General features: G+C 58.8%; 13 protein-coding genes and 4 tRNA genes. 4 read left to right on the forward strand and 13 right to left on the reverse strand.

Annotated elements, in window-relative coordinates; genetic code table 11:
- Positions 1 to 198 precede the first annotated feature (198 nt).
- Both OZ428_RS21465 and OZ428_RS21470 read left to right on the forward strand, forming a co-directional pair.
- Positions 199 to 1,329: a carbon-nitrogen hydrolase family protein gene (locus tag OZ428_RS21465; RefSeq protein ID WP_269131216.1), complete on the forward strand. Its 1,131-nt coding sequence runs from the start codon at positions 199 to 201 to the stop codon at positions 1,327 to 1,329.
- Complete coding sequence (locus OZ428_RS21470; RefSeq protein ID WP_269131217.1) at positions 1,326 to 2,354, forward strand: AraC family transcriptional regulator; 1,029 nt, start codon at positions 1,326 to 1,328, stop codon at positions 2,352 to 2,354. Before OZ428_RS21465 ends, OZ428_RS21470 begins: the two co-directional genes overlap by 4 nt.
- A gap of 247 nt (positions 2,355 to 2,601) precedes the next feature.
- Here OZ428_RS21470 and OZ428_RS21475 read toward each other — a convergent pair whose 3' ends face one another.
- Complete coding sequence (locus OZ428_RS21475; RefSeq protein WP_038844054.1) at positions 2,602 to 3,375, reverse strand: DUF2242 domain-containing protein; 774 nt, start codon at positions 3,373 to 3,375, stop codon at positions 2,602 to 2,604.
- Between the two features lie 89 nt (positions 3,376 to 3,464).
- Positions 3,465 to 4,364, reverse strand: coding sequence for a LysR substrate-binding domain-containing protein (locus OZ428_RS21480; protein ID WP_269131218.1), 900 nt, complete (start codon positions 4,362 to 4,364; stop codon positions 3,465 to 3,467).
- Positions 4,365 to 4,483: 119 nt separating this feature from the next.
- Here OZ428_RS21480 and OZ428_RS21485 point away from each other — a divergent pair, with 119 nt between their 5' ends.
- Positions 4,484 to 5,689 (forward strand): MFS transporter, encoded by a 1,206-nt coding sequence (locus OZ428_RS21485; RefSeq protein WP_269131219.1) that lies wholly within the window; start codon positions 4,484 to 4,486, stop codon positions 5,687 to 5,689.
- Here the strand turns inward: OZ428_RS21485 and OZ428_RS21490 are convergent.
- The 11 genes from OZ428_RS21490 to OZ428_RS21540 all read right to left on the reverse strand — a co-directional run bounded on the left by OZ428_RS21490 (position 5,636) and on the right by OZ428_RS21540 (position 15,671).
- A complete protein-coding gene (locus tag OZ428_RS21490; protein ID WP_269131220.1) occupies positions 5,636 to 6,160 on the reverse strand; it encodes a GNAT family N-acetyltransferase in 525 nt (174 codons plus the stop codon). The genes OZ428_RS21485 and OZ428_RS21490 overlap by 54 nt on opposite strands.
- Before the next feature lie 99 nt (positions 6,161 to 6,259).
- Complete coding sequence (locus OZ428_RS21495) at positions 6,260 to 8,134, reverse strand: SurA N-terminal domain-containing protein (protein ID WP_269131221.1); 1,875 nt, start codon at positions 8,132 to 8,134, stop codon at positions 6,260 to 6,262.
- Between the two features lie 230 nt (positions 8,135 to 8,364).
- Entirely contained in the window at positions 8,365 to 8,637 is a 273-nt protein-coding gene (locus OZ428_RS21500) for an HU family DNA-binding protein (protein WP_003174819.1), read from the reverse strand.
- A 149-nt stretch (positions 8,638 to 8,786) separates the two neighbouring features.
- Positions 8,787 to 11,183 carry an endopeptidase La gene (lon, locus tag OZ428_RS21505; RefSeq protein WP_033903268.1) on the reverse strand — a complete coding sequence of 799 codons (2,397 nt, stop codon included), beginning with the start codon at positions 11,181 to 11,183 and terminating at the stop codon, positions 8,787 to 8,789.
- A 174-nt stretch (positions 11,184 to 11,357) separates the two neighbouring features.
- The gene (gene clpX / locus OZ428_RS21510; RefSeq protein ID WP_010209414.1) at positions 11,358 to 12,641 is read right to left on the reverse strand and encodes an ATP-dependent Clp protease ATP-binding subunit ClpX; all 1,284 of its coding nucleotides are present in this window, start codon (positions 12,639 to 12,641) and stop codon (positions 11,358 to 11,360) included.
- Positions 12,642 to 12,753: 112 nt separating this feature from the next.
- Positions 12,754 to 13,389, reverse strand: coding sequence for an ATP-dependent Clp endopeptidase proteolytic subunit ClpP (gene clpP, locus OZ428_RS21515; protein ID WP_033903269.1), 636 nt, complete (start codon positions 13,387 to 13,389; stop codon positions 12,754 to 12,756).
- 91 nt (positions 13,390 to 13,480) lie between these two features.
- Entirely contained in the window at positions 13,481 to 14,791 is a 1,311-nt protein-coding gene (tig, locus tag OZ428_RS21520) for a trigger factor (protein ID WP_177110590.1), read from the reverse strand.
- A gap of 401 nt (positions 14,792 to 15,192) precedes the next feature.
- Positions 15,193 to 15,268: transfer RNA gene (locus OZ428_RS21525), tRNA-His, on the reverse strand.
- Between the two features lie 77 nt (positions 15,269 to 15,345).
- A tRNA-Leu gene (locus tag OZ428_RS21530) sits at positions 15,346 to 15,430 on the reverse strand.
- 56 nt (positions 15,431 to 15,486) lie between these two features.
- Positions 15,487 to 15,562, reverse strand: a tRNA-His gene (locus OZ428_RS21535).
- 32 nt (positions 15,563 to 15,594) lie between these two features.
- Positions 15,595 to 15,671, reverse strand: a tRNA-Arg gene (locus OZ428_RS21540).
- 279 nt (positions 15,672 to 15,950) lie between these two features.
- Between OZ428_RS21540 and folD the strand changes: the two genes are divergently transcribed.
- Complete coding sequence (folD, locus tag OZ428_RS21545) at positions 15,951 to 16,805, forward strand: bifunctional methylenetetrahydrofolate dehydrogenase/methenyltetrahydrofolate cyclohydrolase FolD (protein ID WP_061448970.1); 855 nt, start codon at positions 15,951 to 15,953, stop codon at positions 16,803 to 16,805.
- Positions 16,806 to 16,880 lie beyond the last annotated feature (75 nt).

Consider the following 16,880-nt stretch of genomic DNA (forward strand, 5'->3'; position numbering starts at 1 on the left):
AACGGATCATCACGGGACGTGGCAGGCTCGAATGGCCTGCCATCGGTTTATGTCCCACAGACTAAGAGGCAGTGGACGACGGCTCAATGACTGAAACTGACAAGTTATTGATCCAAATGCACAGCGCCCCTTGGCAAGCCCGCTCATGGGCCCTACCCTAGTCGCGAACCCTACACACGGTCTGTTGTCTGTTGCCCCATGCGTAAACTTCTCGCTTTTACCGTCACCATGGCCCTGGTTGCCGCCGCCGCCGCGTATCTGGTCTGGACCCAGGAGCGCCCCGTGGCGCATTACCTGTCGGACCTGCGCATCACCCTCGCCGTCAACGAAGGCCTGCCGGCCGACCGAGGCAACCTGCTGGGCATCCAGCCGGAGCTGTTCCCCGCCGATTACCAGAGCCTGGAACGGCTGCACCTGAAGCTCGCGGCCTACCTGCAAAAAGCCCGCGACCAGGGGCTGATCAACGACAAGACCATCGTCGTGCTACCGGAACACATCGGCACCTGGCTGATGCTCACCGGCGAAAAGAACGAGGTGTACCAAGCCCTCCACGCCAAGGATGCGATGAATTGGTTGTCGGTGAGCAACCCACTGCTGTTCGCCCGCGCCTGGATCAGCGCCACCGGCGACAACCGCACCGACGACGCCTACCTGCGCATGAAAGCCGACGGCATGGCGCGGGACTATCAAGTGCTGTTCGGTGGCCTGGCCAAGGAGTTCGGTGTCACCTTGGTGGCCGGCTCCATCACCCTGCCCAACCCGAGTGTCAGCCAGGGCCAACTGCGCGTCGGCCATGGCGCCTTGTACAACGCCAGCGTGGTGTTTGCCGCCGATGGCTTGCCGATCGGCGATCCGCAGCGCCAGCTCTACCCGATCTATGACGAGCGCGGCTTTATCGAGCCGGGTGATGAAAACGTCGTCAGCGTGGTCGACACTCCGGCGGGACGCCTGGGCGTACTGGTGGGCAGCGACAGCTGGTACCCGGACAACTACCGCAAACTCAACGAACAAGGCGCCCAGTTGATCGCCGTGCCGGCCTTTGTGCTGGGCCGCGATACCTGGGACCGCCCTTGGCGCGGCTTCAAAAGCGTGTCCACGCCGACCGAAATCAGCCTCAAGCCCGAAGAACTCAGTGAGGGCGAAGCCTGGCGTCGCCTGACCCTGATCAGCCAGCCACCGGTCAGCCAGGCCAGCGCCGGCATGAGTGTGTTCCTGCGGGGCCAGTTCTGGGACCTGGGCACGGCCGGGCACAGTTTTCTCAGCAGCAACGGGCAAGTCAACGCCGATGGCGAAGCCCGTGGCGCGCGCCTGTTGAATATCTGGCTGTGAAGCCCGTACGGCTGGGTGATCTGTCGGTGGGCTTCGTGCACACCCTGGTCGATGCCATTCACAGCCACGGCCAGGACCCGCAACCGCTGCTGCTGCAATACGGCCTCGACCCGGCGCGTCTGGCTGAGGCGGGTGCACGGTTGTCGATCCCGCGCTATATGCGCCTGGGCCATGCCGCCATCCAACTGACCGGCGACGCGGGCCTGGGTCTGCGCATGGGCCAGCTCAGCCGTTTGAGCCAGGCCGGGCTGGCGGGCGTCACTGCCGCGCAAGCGCCCAACGTACGCGAGGCGGCGCGCGCATTGACTCGCTTTGAAGCGCTGTACGGCTCCAATTATCGCGGGCAGTCGAGCTTTGCCGAAGATGCCGAAGGCGCCTGGTTGCGGTTCTATTCCATCAGCCCCTACAACGCCTACAACCGCTTTGTGGTGGACTCGATCATCGCCGGCTGGCTGCATCAACTGTCGAGCCTGGCCCAGCAACCGGTGCAGGCGCAGCGCATCGACATCGAGTTCGAGGCACCGGAATACAGCGATCAGTACAGCGTGCTGGGAGACATCCACTTCGGCGCCGAGGCCAACCAACTGCGCCTCAACCAGCAGACGTTGGCCCTGCGCAACCCACAGCATTGCCCCAGCACCTGGAACCTGTTGTTACAACTTTGTGAGAGAGAGTTGGAGCAATTGACCCGCACCCGCAGCCTGCGCGAGCGCATTACCCGCTTGCTCGGGCCCATGCTCAACGGCGGCCGGGAACCCGACCTGGAAGAAGTGGCGGCACGCTTGAAGCTGCCCACCTGGACGCTGCGCCGCAAACTGGCCGACGAAGGCACTCAGTTCCGCGCGATTCTCAATGACACCCGCCGCGACCTGGCCATGACCTACATCCGCGATACGGAACTGGCGTTCGGCGAGATCGCCTACTTGCTCGGTTTTGCCTCGGCCCAGGCGTTTCAACGGGCCTTCAGGCGATGGAACAACCAGACCCCAGGGGAATTTCGCCGCAGTCAGCGGCATTCCGCCTGAAGTCGGTATTACAGCTCTGTAGCGTCGTCAGCCGGTTCCAGCGGGTCCAACTCAATCGCGTGGTACTCCAGCAGTTCTTCCTGGTAATCGTCCATGGTGGACTCCTTCTTGAGTTAAGAGTGGCTTCAGGTAAATGACCTGCATCACCAGCCTAAAGTGCCGTCATGACGAAAAAATGTCGGCGTCATGACGTTCCTGCACTCAAGTATCAAACGTAGCAGCGTTGTGCGGATTTAGCCTCACCGAATTACTGCGCGGGTGTCGGCAGCGGTGGAATCGCTTCTGTCGGCGGTGGCAGGTCCGGGTTGCTGGTGGCCGGTGCAGGCTCGGCTTGCGGCGCAATCGGCGCAGCTTCGACGGGTGGCGCTACCGGCTGTGAAACAGCGGGTTCTTCCTTCGCAGGCTCGACCTTCTCGGCGGCGGGTGCGGCTTTAGGTTCCGGCACGCCGAGTTCAGCCTTGGGCTTCTCAGGAATGTTCTCGGCCTTCTTCACCTCTTGCGGGAGGAACACGTCCACCAGCGCAAAGTAACGCTCGTAGAACTTCGGCGCGGACACCGTCTCGCTGGCCACCTTCACCATGGAGTCATCGGTGGAGCCGATCGGCATCGACACCGAACCCAGCACGCCCACACCCAGGCTCGCGGAATTGTTGACCTTCTTCAGCGCATAGCGATCCTGAAGGGCGTTGGCGAACATCGTCGAATGCTGGGTGCCTTTGCCATCATCGGCACACACCACGTTGAAGCTGATCTGCAGATGGGTCTCGCCGGTCTGCTGGAAGCTTTTGTTGCCCACCACCAGTTTCGGATCGCTGCTGGTGATGATGTAGCCCTGGCTCAGCAAGGCACGCCGCGCGGCTTCGCACGCTGCAACGTCAGTGACCGGGTAATCCCGGGAAAACGTACCGGAGTCGTCGAAATTCTCATGTTCATAAATGGCGGTCTTGGGTGACGAGCAGCCCGCGGCGCCCGCCAGCACCAGCGCCAGCCCGAGGCTACGCAAGTGAAATGATGTCGACATTGAAAATCCTGAGGAAAACGGTCCGGGCGGTATTGTGCAACAGAACGCTGCCTTGGCGCGCGCATTCCTGTCGGTAAAACGTCACAGCCTTACGCGACGCCGCCCGTAGGAAACAGCCCAGCACACATATGATCAATAAACACGCGCAGTTTGGCCGAGGCATGGCGACTTGATGGCCATAACATCCAGAAGCTCCCCCGGTGCTCCAGATAATCATCCAGCACCCGCTGCAGACGTCCTTCGCTCACCGCCTGATTGACCATGTAGTCCGGCAGACAGGCAATACCCAGGCCTTCGTGCACCACATGGTTGAGGGATTCAATCGTGGTGCTTACCAGCGGGGCGCGTAAAACAGGATCCGAGGTGCCGGGGACAAGTCGCAGCGGCCAGTGCTCCAGTTTGCCGGTCGCACAAAACTTGTGGCGCAGGCAGGCATGCTCGCTCAACTGCTGCGGCTGCTGCGGTGTGCCGTGCTGACGAAAATACCCCGGTGTTCCCACCAGCACTAACTGGTAATGCCCCAGGTGACGGGCCATCAGCCGAGAGTCTTCAGGCTTGCCGGTGCGAATCACCGCGTCGAACCCTTCCTCGATCACATCCACCATGCGGTCGGAAAAATCCACATCCAACTCAATCTCAGGATAGGCGCGCATGAAGTCGCTGATCACCGGCATCAACAGGCCACGCACTTGCGGCACGCTGATGCGCAACTTGCCGCGCGGTGTGGCGCTGGCTTCGGTCAGCTCCCGTTCGGCGGCCTCGACCTCAGCCAGGATGCGCCGCGAGCGCTCAAGGAACAGCGCACCTTCGCTGGTCAAGGTGATGCTGCGGGTGCTGCGGTGAAACAACCGCACGCCCAGGCGTTCTTCCATCCGCGCAATGCTTTTGCCGATGGCTGAAGACGACACGCCCAGCACACGCCCGGCAGCGGTGAAGCTGCGGGTCTCCGCCACCTGCACGAAGACGGAAAGGCTGCCCAGGCTGTCCATGAAAAAGTCCTCGATGATTGCGGACGTTGAAGTCCGATAAGTTCGGAACCTTAGCCTGTTTTTCCGCCGACCACAGCCCCCTACCCTGCCTGCTTGCCCTTTTGCATGGATAGAGCACGATGACCTCCCTTACTGATTCCCCCGTGAATGTCCAGCGGGAAACGCTGCCATTGGGTGGCCTGCTGGCCTTGGCCAGTGCCGGTTTTATCACCATCCTCACCGAAGCCATGCCCGCCGGTCTCTTGCCACAAATGGGCGAAGGCTTGGACGTGTCACCCGCACTGGTGGGCCAATTGGTCACGCTGTACGCCCTCGGATCACTGCTGGCGGCCATCCCCCTGACGCTGTTGACCCGAGGCTGGCGACGCCGCCCTCTGCTGCTTATCGCGATTGGCGGCTTTGCTTTGGTCAACAGCGTGACCGCCCTTTCCAGCCACTACGGGCTGACCCTCGTCGCACGCTTCTTCGCCGGCGTGTTTGCCGGGCTGCTGTGGGCACTTCTAGCGGGTTATGCCAGCCGAATGGTGGCACCTCATCTGCAAGGCCGCGCGATTGCGGTGGCCATGCTTGGCGCACCGTTGGCGCTGTCACTGGGGGTGCCCGCCGGCACCTTTCTGGGCGCCGCGGTCGGCTGGCGGCTGAGCTTTGCGATCATGACCGGGCTGACATTGGTGCTCTTGGTATGGGCGCGTTGGCAACTGCCGGATTTTGCGGGCGAACCGGCTGGAAAACGCCTGGGCCTGCATCAAGTGCTGGCCTTGCCGGGGATTCGTCCGGTGCTGTGGGTGACCTTGACCTACGTGTTGGCCCACAACGTCCTGTACACCTATATCGCTCCGCTGCTGGTGCCAGCCGGCATTACTGCGGATATCGACCGAGTGCTGTTGGTGTTCGGCCTCGCCGCTTTGTTGAGCATCTGGCTGGCCGGCGTGCTGATTGATCGATGGCTGCGCGCACTGCTGCTGATCAGTTGCGCACTGTTTGGCGTGATTGCCTTGGCACTGGCCTTCTGGATGAACGTGCCCGCGGTCATCTATCTCGCCGTCGCGTTGTGGGGCCTGGCGTTCGGCGGGCTGCCTGCACTGCTGCAAACAGCGCTGGCCAAATCAGCGGGTGAGTCGGCGGACGCCGCCCAGTCGATGCTGGTGACCGTGTGGAACCTCGGGATAGCAGGTGGTGGGCTGGCGGGCGGTGTTTTGCTTCAGGGCTGGGGCGTCACCGCGTTTCCATGGGCAATTGTGCTACTGATGCTACTGGCGCTGATCGGGGCCTCACAGGTTGCGTCCCAACAACTGGCCCGGCCATCCTTCCAGCTCGAACGTTGAGAGACGCTGATACCCGCACGCTTCATAAAACCGCACAAGCTCCCCGGTGCCACCGGCATAGCAGTCCACCCGCAGGCGCCTCGCTCCAGCAGCACGGGCTTGGTCGTCGGCGAAGGCCAGCAGCCGTCGACCCAGCCCACGGGCACGCACGTCACGCGCGGCGATCAGCAATCGCACATAGACTTCCGGCTGGCAGGCTGCCGGCACGTAAGGCATCGACTCACCCAGCACCAGTGCTGCCAGGATAAGCCCGTCTGGCGCCTCGACTACCCAAGCACCCGGCAACACGCAAGCCTGCGTGACTTGATCGACTCGCCGTGGCAGTGCCGACCAGGGCTCAGTACCCCATTGAGCCGTATTGCCCCTACTCACGAACCAGGCGATCACACCATCAAACACCTGCAACACTGCCGGGACATCCGCTGCACTCGCGCGACGGATCACCCACGCTTCTACTCCTTGAATGGACACGCTTGAAACTCCCTGGCTGGCGTTAACGAGCGACCAGTCTAGCGCACATGAAAAAGCCCCCGGTCTTTTCAGGCCGGGGGCTTTTTGTTCAAACCGACATCAGAACTTCTTGATGTCAGCCTTGGTTTCCAACTGCTTGCGGTACGCCGCGAAGTCCTGCTGGCCGACACGGGAGGCGAGGAAGCGGCGGTATTGCGCCTTTTCTTCGTCCGTTGGGGCAGCAGCTTCGTTGACACCGTTCAAGCGCACGATCACCAGGCTACCATCCGCCAGGGTCACGGTGGTGAAGGTCGGCTTGTCCTTGGCCGCAGGCTTGGGCATGCGGAACAGGGCTTGCAGCACGGCAGGGTCGATCGCTTCCTGGCCACGGGTGGCCGCTTCAGTGACTTTCCACGCCTGGCCGTCGACCGGCTGGTTCAGCGCAGTCTTGCCATCACGCAGACTGGCGATCAACTCGTCAGCATGAGCTTTGGCAGCTGCGCTGGCGCGCTCCTTGGCCATCTGCGTGCGAATCGCCGCATTGACGCTTTCCAGCGGCAGTTGCGAAGGCTTCAGATGCTCCTTGGCACGCAGCACGATGATGGTTTCCGGGTCCAGTTCGATGGCGGTGCTGTTGGCACCTTCATCCAGTACTTCCGGGCTGAACGCTGCGGTGACGACGGCACGGTTGGCCGCAACACCTTCGCCACCGTCACGGCCAAACGGCGCGGAGGTGTGAACGGTCAGTTTCAGGTCGGACGCCGGCTGGGCCAGGTCGGAGGCTTCGAATGCTGCGTCTTCCAATTGCTTGGTCGCTTCGACAAAACGTTGCTCAACCTGCTGGGTCTTGAGCTCTTTGGTCAGCTTGTCTTTCAGGCTGGCAAACGTCGGCACTTGCGGTGCCTCAACGCCCAACAGCTTGATCAAGTGCCAACCGAAGGTGCTGCGTACCGGTGCCGAGACCTGGTCCTTGTTCAACGCGTACAAGGCGGTTTCGAAGTCCGGGTCATAGACGCCAGGGCCGGCAAAGCCGAGGTCGCCGCCACTGTTGGCCGAACCTGGATCCTGGGAGAACTCCTTGGCCAGGGCTTCGAACTTCTCACCCTTGGCCAGGCGTGCCTGGATTTCTTCGATCTTGGCCTTGGCTTGCGCGTCGGTGACCTTGTCATTGACTTCGATCAGGATGTGCGCGGCACGACGCTGTTCAGCGAGGTTGGCGGTTTCTTTCTGATAGGCCGCCTGCAGCTCTTCGTCCTTCACGCTGACCTGGTCGAAGAAGGAAGACTTCTTCAGTTCCAGGTAGTCGATGACCACCTGGTCCGGGGTCATGAACTCTTTGGCGTGCTGGTCGTAGTAAGCCTTGACCTCGTCGTCGGTGAGTTTGACCGCGGCAGGGTTGGCCTTGATGTTGACGGTGGCGAAGTCGCGGGTCTGTTTTTCCAGACGCGCAAATGCCAGCACTTCGGCATCGGTGACGAAACCGCTGCCGGCAATACCTGCGCGAACCTGACCGATCAGCATTTCCTGGGTCAGCATCTGACGGAATTGCATACGGCTGTAGCCCAGTTGACGGATCACCTGGTCAAAGCGTTCGGCGTTGAACTTGCCGTCCACCTGGAATTCCGGTGTCTGCAGGATTACCTGGTCCAGCGCAGCTTCAGAGAAGCCAAACTTGGAGTCAGCTGCACCTTGCAGCAACAGCTTGCGATCGATCAGACCCTTGAGGGCCGCTTCGCGCAGCAGTTTTTCATCCAGCAGGGAGGCATCGAAATCCTTGCCCAGCTGTTGCATCAGCTGGCGACGTTGCATGTCGACGGCCTGGCTCAGTTCGGTCTGGGTGATTTCTTCACCGTTGACCTTGGCCACGTCCTGCTTACTGTTACCCGAAGCCTGGAAAATGGCCTCGATACCGGTGAACGCCATCAATGCGACGATGATCCCGATAATGGTCTTGGCAATCCAGCCTTGTGAATTGTCCCTGATATTTTGCAGCATGCGTCCCCCAGAAACGGTTGAACTTCAAGAATAGGCAACCGTGGAGCGTGGGTAGAGTACGGATATAAGAAAGGCGCATCCAAGGATGCGCCTTCTCGCAACTGGCGGAGCGGACGGGGGCTTTGGTTCTCCCCCCGGCTTCGCGACCCTATGCATACGTGGGTCTGCCGCCGCTCCGCTCCCAGGTCGAACCTACGTTCGTCCCGGGTAGGTAAAGGCTGGATCGAAGCTTAGTTAACAGCTTCTTTCAGGGCTTTACCGGCTTTGAAACCTGGTTTCTTGGCAGCAGCGATCTGCAGTGCTTTGCCAGTCTGTGGGTTACGGCCAGTGCGAGCTGGGCGGTCAGTCACAGAGAAAGTACCGAAGCCTACCAGGACCACGGAGTCGCCGGCCTTCAGAGCGCCAGTGACGGATTCGATTACTGCATCCAGCGCACGGCCAGCAGCAGCTTTCGGGATATCAGCGGATGCAGCGATAGCATCAATCAGTTCCGACTTGTTCACTCTAAGTCCCCTTATATATCTATTGAGTATGATTCTAAGTTTTTTGGTGAAAGCAAAAACCAGTGCTGAATGGCCTACAGACACTTAAGAGCCGCTTTATAACAAGGGCTCTAAAAAGCTGTCAAGGAAGCCCCCCAGGCTTTAACACATTAATGCGTGCTAATTCTTTCCTTGGAATCAGACTCGCGTTTTTCGTCCTTGGCAACTATCTCCGGAGCCACATCCGGCAAGGGCTCCGGCGCGTATTGCAGCGCAATTTGCAGGACCTCGTCAATCCATTTAACCGGTTTAATCTGCAGATCCTGCTTGATGTTGTCAGGAATTTCCTTCAAGTCGCGAACATTCTCTTCAGGAATGATCACCGTCTTGATACCACCCCGGTGTGCAGCAAGCAATTTCTCTTTCAGACCACCGATGGCCAATACCTGACCACGCAGGGTGATTTCCCCGGTCATGGCGACATCGGCGCGCACCGGAATGCCCGTCAATGCCGACACCAAGGCCGTGCACATGCCTACGCCAGCGCTAGGGCCGTCTTTCGGGGTCGCCCCTTCCGGCATGTGGATGTGCGTGTCGTGCTTCTCGTGGAAGTCCAGGGGGATCCCCAGGCTCTTGGCGCGGCTGCGCACCACGGTCTGCGCGGCGGTGATGGATTCAACCATTACGTCACCCAGGGAACCGGTCTTGATCAGTTGGCCCTTGCCAGGGATGACAGCGGCTTCGATGGTCAGCAACTCGCCACCCACCTGGGTCCACGCCAGGCCAGTCACCTGCCCTACTTGATCCTGCTGCTCGGCCAAGCCGTAGCGGAATTTCTTCACGCCCAGGAAGTGTTCCAGGGAGTCGGCAACTACTTTCACCGAGAAGCGTTTTTCCAATGCATGCTCTTTGACCGCCTTGCGGCAAATCTTCGCAATCTGGCGCTCCAAGCCCCGCACACCGGCCTCGCGAGTGTAGTAACGCACGATGTCGCGGATCGCCTCGACCTCGAATTCGATCTCGCCCTTCTTCAGGCCGTTGGCCGAAATCTGCTTGGGCGCGAGGTATTTGACGGCGATATTGATCTTCTCGTCTTCGGTATAACCCGGCAGACGAATCACTTCCATCCGGTCCAGCAATGCCGGCGGGATGTTCATGGAGTTGGAGGTGCACAGGAACATTACGTCGGAAAGATCGTAGTCGACTTCCAGGTAATGGTCGTTAAAATTGTGGTTTTGCTCGGGGTCGAGCACTTCCAGCAACGCCGACGCTGGATCGCCACGCATGTCGCTGCCCATTTTGTCGATTTCATCGAGCAGGAACAGCGGGTTGCGCACGCCCACTTTTGTCATCTTTTGAATCAATCTTCCTGGCATCGAACCGATGTAAGTGCGGCGATGACCACGGATTTCCGCTTCATCACGCACACCACCGAGGGCCATGCGCACGAATTTACGGTTGGTGGCATTGGCAATCGACTCAGCCAGCGAGGTTTTACCCACGCCAGGCGGACCCACCAGGCACAACACCGGACCGCGAATCTTCTTCACGCGCTTTTGCACAGCGAGATATTCGAGGATGCGTTCTTTGACTTCTTCAAGGCCATAGTGGTCGGCATCGAGAATGTCTTCGGCACGCGCCAGGTCCAGGCGCACTTTGGTCTGGGCCTTCCACGGCACTTGCACCAGCCAGTCGATGTAGGAGCGCACCACGGTGGCTTCGGCCGACATCGGCGACATCTGCTTGAGCTTGTTCAGCTCGGCAGTGGCTTTGGTCAGGGCGTCTTTCGGCAGGCCAGCGGCATCGATGCGCTTTTTCAGCTCTTCGATTTCGTTGTGGCCTTCCTCGCTGTCGCCAAGTTCTTTCTGAATGGCCTTCATCTGCTCATTCAGGTAGTACTCGCGCTGGCTGCGCTCCATTTGTTTCTTCACGCGACCACGGATGCGCTTCTCGACCTGCAACAGGTCGATTTCGGCATCCAGCAGCGCCAGCACGTGTTCGACACGCGCCGACAGGTCGATGATTTCAAGGATGTCCTGCTTCTGTTCGATCTTCAGCGCCATGTGCGCGGCCATGGTGTCGACCAGGCGACTTGGCTCATCGATGCTGTTGAGGGAAGACAGGACTTCAGCCGGGACTTTCTTGCCCAACTGCACATACTGCTCGAACTGCGAGAGCAGGCTGCGTACAAACACTTCGGACTCGCGCTCAGGGGCCTCGACTTCGTCGATCAGCGCCACTTCAGCGCGCAGGTGGCCATCCACCTCCATGAAACGCTCGACCGCACCACGCTGCTCACCTTCCACCAGCACCTTGACGGTGCCATCTGGCAGCTTGAGCAGTTGCAGCACGGTCGCAATGGTACCAACGCGATACAGGGCGTCTTCGCCTGGATCATCATCAGCAGGATTCTTCTGGGCCAACAGCAGGATTTGCTTGTCGCCCGTCATCGCGGCCTCGAGGGCTTCGATAGACTTCTCGCGCCCCACGAACAGCGGGATAACCATGTGCGGATAGACGACGACATCACGCAACGGCAGGAGAGGCAATTCAATGGTGGTCTTCATGATTTCGCCTCTATGACAGATGAAAAATAAGCTTGAAACCAAGATGGGGGCTGTATGCAAAAAAAACAAGCTTATTGCCAGCAGTTAAACGCAGTAAACGCTTTGGGGTAAAAACGCCGTAAAAACAAAGGGGCCCCTGGAGGCCCCTTTGTTTATACCGAAACTGCGGAACGCTTACGCGTCGGGCGCAGCCTTGGCAGCCGGCTCACTGTTTTCGTAGATATACAGTGGCTTGGACTTACCTTCTATAACGCTTTCGTCGATCACCACTTTACTCACCTCGGACTGCGAGGGGATTTCGTACATGGTGTCGAGCAACACGCCTTCCAGAATCGAACGCAGGCCACGTGCACCGGTCTTGCGCTCCAGTGCCCGCTTGGCCACCGATTTGAGGGCGTCGGTACGGAACTCGAGGTCTACACCTTCCATCTCGAACAACTTGGCGTACTGCTTGGTCAGGGCGTTTTTCGGCTCGGTGAGGATCTGAATCAGAGCAGCCTCATCCAGCTCATCCAACGTCGCCAGGACTGGCAGACGACCCACGAATTCCGGGATCAGACCGAACTTGACCAGATCGTCAGGCTCGACTTCACGCAGGGACTCGCCAACCTTCTTGCCTTCTTCCTTGCTGCGCACTTCGGCACTGAAGCCGATGCCGCCACGGGTCGAACGCTGCTGGATGACTTTTTCCAGGCCGGAGAACGCACCACCACAGATAAACAGGATGTTGCGCGTATCAACCTGAAGGAATTCCTGCTGCGGGTGCTTGCGGCCGCCTTGTGGCGGTACGGAAGCGACCGTGCCTTCGATCAGTTTCAACAGGGCTTGCTGCACGCCTTCACCGGAAACGTCCCGGGTGATCGACGGGTTGTCCGACTTGCGCGAAATTTTGTCGATTTCGTCGATGTAGACAATACCCATCTGGGCTTTCTCTACGTCGTAGTCGCACTTCTGCAGCAGTTTCTGAATGATGTTCTCGACGTCTTCACCCACATAGCCAGCCTCGGTGAGGGTGGTGGCGTCGGCGATGGTGAACGGAACGTTCAGCAGGCGAGCGAGGGTCTCTGCCAGCAGGGTTTTACCCGAGCCTGTAGGACCGATCAGCAAGATGTTGCTCTTGCCGAGCTCAACTTCGTCGCCTTTCTTGTCACGCTGGTTCAAGCGTTTGTAGTGGTTGTACACCGCTACGGCTAGAACCTTCTTTGCACGCTCTTGACCAATCACGTACTGGTCAAGGATGCCGCTGATTTCTTTAGGCGAAGGCAATTTATGCGCGCTGCTTTCGGCCTGGGCTTCCTGCACCTCCTCACGGATGATGTCATTGCACAGGTCGACGCACTCGTCGCAGATAAAGACCGAGGGGCCGGCAATCAATTTGCGCACTTCATGCTGGCTTTTGCCACAGAAGGAGCAATAGAGCAGCTTGCCGTTGTCCTCGCCGTTGCGGGTGTCAGTCATTCGTTCGATCCAAATCCGATAGGCTTGCAACACAAGATGAAGGCTTATGCGGGCTTTTTCAAGCCCGCCAGTGGTCGGACATGCCGACCAGCCCTATTTTGAGCAGCTTATATTAAGCGGGGCGCTGGCTGATCACGTCGTCGATCAACCCATATGCTTTCGCAGCTTCGGCACTCATGAAGTTGTCGCGGTTGGTATCGCGCTCGATTTCTTCCAGGGTGTGCCCGCTGTGCTTGGCCATCAACGTATTGAGGCGCTCGCGAATAAACAGGATTTCCTTGGCGTGGATTTCGATGTCCGACGCCTGGCCCTGGAAACCGCCCAGTGGCTGGTGAATCATCACGCGCGAATTCGGCAGGCAGAAACGCTTGCCTTCGGCACCCGCGGTCAGCAGGAATGCACCCATGCTGCAGGCCTGGCCAATGCACGTGGTCGAGACGTTCGGCTTGATGAACTGCATGGTGTCGTAGATCGACATACCTGCTGTCACCGAACCGCCCGGCGAGTTGATATAGAGATGGATGTCCTTGTCCGGGTTTTCCGCTTCAAGGAACAGCAGCTGCGCACAGATCAGGTTGGCCATGTAGTCCTCTACGGGGCCCACCAGAAAGATCACTCGCTCCTTGAGCAGGCGCGAGTAGATGTCGTAGGCGCGTTCGCCACGAGCGGACTGCTCGACAACCATCGGGACCAGGCCGCCAGCGGCCTGGACATCAGAGTTCTGCTGAATATAGGAATTACGGAACATGCTCTGCAGTTACTCCCAAATAGTCATGTCTTGAAAACGCATAAGCCAGCGCGAGGCTGGCTTATGGTTGTATTTCCAACGAGTTGGACAATCAGTCGGCTTGTGCTGCTTCCGCCGGTTTGACTGCTTCTTCGTAAGAGACCGCTTTATCGGTCACCTTAGCCTTCTGCAGAACAGTATCCACAACTTGTTCTTCCAGCACAACCGAACGCACTTCGTTCAGTTGCTGATCGTTCTTGTAGTACCAAGCCACGACCTGCTCAGGCTCCTGGTAGGCCGAAGCCATTTCCTGGATCATTTCGCGAACGCGGTCTTCGTCAGGCTTGAGGTCGAACTGCTTGACCACTTCAGCCACGATCAGGCCCAGCACAACGCGGCGCTTGGCTTGCTCTTCGAACAGCTCGGCCGGCAGTTGGTCAGGCTTGATGTTGCCACCAAACTGCTGGACAGCTTGAACGCGCAGGCGATCCACTTCGTTGGACAGCAGGGCCTTAGGCACTTCGATCGGGTTGGCGGCCAGCAGACCGTCCATGACCTGGTTCTTGACCTTGGACTTGATGGCCTGACGCAGCTCGCGCTCCATGTTCTTGCGAACTTCGGTGCGGAAGCCTTCGATGCCGGTTTCCTTGATACCGAATTGAGCGAAGAACTCTTCGTTCAGCTCTGGCAGCTTAGGCTCGGAAACGCTGTTGACGGTCACGGTGAACTCGGCGGCTTTGCCAGCCAGGTCCAGGTTCTGGTAGTCAGCAGGGAAGGTCAGGTTCAGAACGCGCTCTTCGCCGGCTTTGGCGCCAACCAGGCCGTCTTCGAAGCCCGGGATCATGCGGTTGGAACCCAGCACCAGCTGAGTACCCTTGGCGGAGCCGCCAGCGAAGACTTCGCCGTCAACCTTGCCAACGAAATCGATGTTCAGCTGGTCTTCGTTCTGGGCAGCGCGGTCGGCCACTTCGAAACGGGTGTTCTGCTTGCGCAGGATTTCCAGCATGTTGTCCAGGTCCGAATCAGCCACTTCGGCGCTCAGACGCTCGATTTCGATACCTTCGAAACCGGCCACTTCAAATTCAGGGAACACTTCGAACGTTGCAACGTATTCCAGGTCCTTGCCAGCTTCCAGGGACTTAGGCTCGATAGAAGGCGAACCTGCTGGGTTCAGCTTGTGCTCAACAACAGCTTCGTAGAACGAAGCCTGGATCACGTCACCAACAGCTTCCTGGCGCGCATCGGCACCAAAACGGCGCTTGATTTCGCTCATTGGCACTTTGCCTGGACGGAAACCAGCGATCTTGGCCTTCTGGGCAGTCTGCTGCAGACGCTTGTTGACCGCAGTTTCGATGCGCTCAGCCGGCACGGTGATGCTCAGGCGACGCTCGATAGCAGTAGTATTTTCAACAGAAACTTGCATGGATATTCCTCGTTGCACAGACGTTAGCCGGCCATTTCCGACCCCAATCAAGGGCATGCATTCTAGTGGGTCAAACTCAAGAAGTCACCCTACTGCAAATACGCCCGAAAACAGCCGGCAATTTATCGGTACGAAGGCACGGATGCACCTCGCCCCGGTGACAAATACAACCCATCACGCCAGGGCTCTGCGCCGCCCCTTCTATATATAGAAGAAGTCGTCATCCATCTCCCTGACGGCCAACCCCGCAAACAGGGCTGGCAGGCAGCGCAGCATCATCGAGATACATAAATACGACGAAACGCCCTGCCATCGCGCCCCATTACCTGCAGCCGCTGGATATTTCGAACCGCTGAAACCAAAAAAGGCGCCAGACTGTTAAATCTGGCGCCTTTCGAATATGGGGTGGACGAAGGGGATCGAACCCTCGACAACGGGAGTCACAATCCCGTGCTCTACCAACTGAGCTACGCCCACCATATTGCGTTAACAAAGAAACCAAACCACTTCTTTGTCGAGCCCTGCCCTGCCTTTCGACAGAACCAAGCTTTATTTGGTGCGGATGAAGAGACTCGAACTCTTACGCCTCGCGGCGCTGGAACCTAAATCCAGTGTGTCTACCAATTCCACCACATCCGCGCTTGAAGCTCTTAAAGCAAAGGCGCCAGACGATTAATCTGGCGCCTTTTAAAATATGGGGTGGACGAAGGGGATCGAACCCTCGACAACGGGAGTCACAATCCCGTGCTCTACCAACTGAGCTACGCCCACCATATAGCGCTACTTGTGCCAAAGCTGCCTAATGGCGCACCCGGCAGGACTCGAACCTGCGACCATCCGCTTAGAAGGCGGATGCTCTATCCAGCTGAGCTACGGGCGCCTGATTAATCTGTACTCTTGGAGGATTACAAACTAAGTGCTTCCAGCCTTACAGAACAACACGCTATTCTGCTCGACCTTCTTAACCAGTGCTAGGCTGTGCCCGACAAGTGCGACGAATAGTATAGACGCCCTCGAAACCCGTCAAATCTTTTTTGAAAAAAACTGATTTTATTTAAGGGGTTAGGGCAATTTGCAGACCAAGCGCCTTTGCCCTCACGTCCTGGCATGCGAGAATGCGCGCACTTTTCTTCCCCCTCTCGATGGTTAATCACGCGTAATGACTGCACAACTTATCGACGGCAAATCAATCGCCGCCAGCCTGCGCCAGCAGATCGCCAAACGAGTCACCGAGCGCAGCCAGCAAGGCCTGCGCACGCCTGGCCTCGCGGTGATCCTGGTCGGCAGCGATCCTGCCTCTCAGGTTTATGTCTCGCACAAGCGTAAAGACTGTGAAGAGGTCGGCTTTATTTCCAAGGCCTACGACTTGCCTTCCGAAACCACCCAGCAGGCCCTGACCGACCTGATCGACAGCCTCAACGACGACCCGAAGATCGATGGCATCCTGCTGCAACTGCCATTGCCCGAACATCTGGACGCCTCCAAATTGCTGGAGCGCATTCGCCCCGACAAAGACGTCGACGGTTTCCACCCTTATAACGTCGGCCGCCTGGCCCAGCGCATCCCACTGCTGCGCCCGTGCACGCCAAAAGGCATCATGACCCTGCTGGAAAGCACCGGTGTCGACCTGTACGGCCTCGATGCAGTCGTGGTCGGCGCCTCCAACATCGTCGGCCGCCCGATGGCCATGGAATTGTTGCTGGCCGGTTGCACTGTGACCGTCACCCACCGTTTCACCAAAGACCTCGCCGGCCACGTCGGCCGCGCCGACCTGGTTGTGGTTGCTGCCGGCAAGCCAGGACTGGTCAAAGGTGAATGGATCAAGGAAGGCGCCATCGTCATCGACGTGGGCATCAACCGCCAGGACGACGGCAAGCTGGTGGGCGATGTGGTGTACGAAACCGCCCTGCCCCGTGCCGGCTGGATCACCCCAGTGCCAGGCGGCGTCGGCCCGATGACCCGCGCTTGCCTGCTGGAAAACACCCTGTACGCCGCAGAGACCCTGCACGCTTAATAACCAGGCGTACTGAAAAAGCCCTGCCTTATCGCAGGGCTTTTTATTGCCCGCGATAAACCCTGTTTTTTCTTA

Origin of the sequence: Pseudomonas sp. GXZC, from assembly GCF_026967615.1 — a bacterium.
Lineage (GTDB): Bacteria > Pseudomonadota > Gammaproteobacteria > Pseudomonadales > Pseudomonadaceae > Aquipseudomonas > Aquipseudomonas azotoformans_A.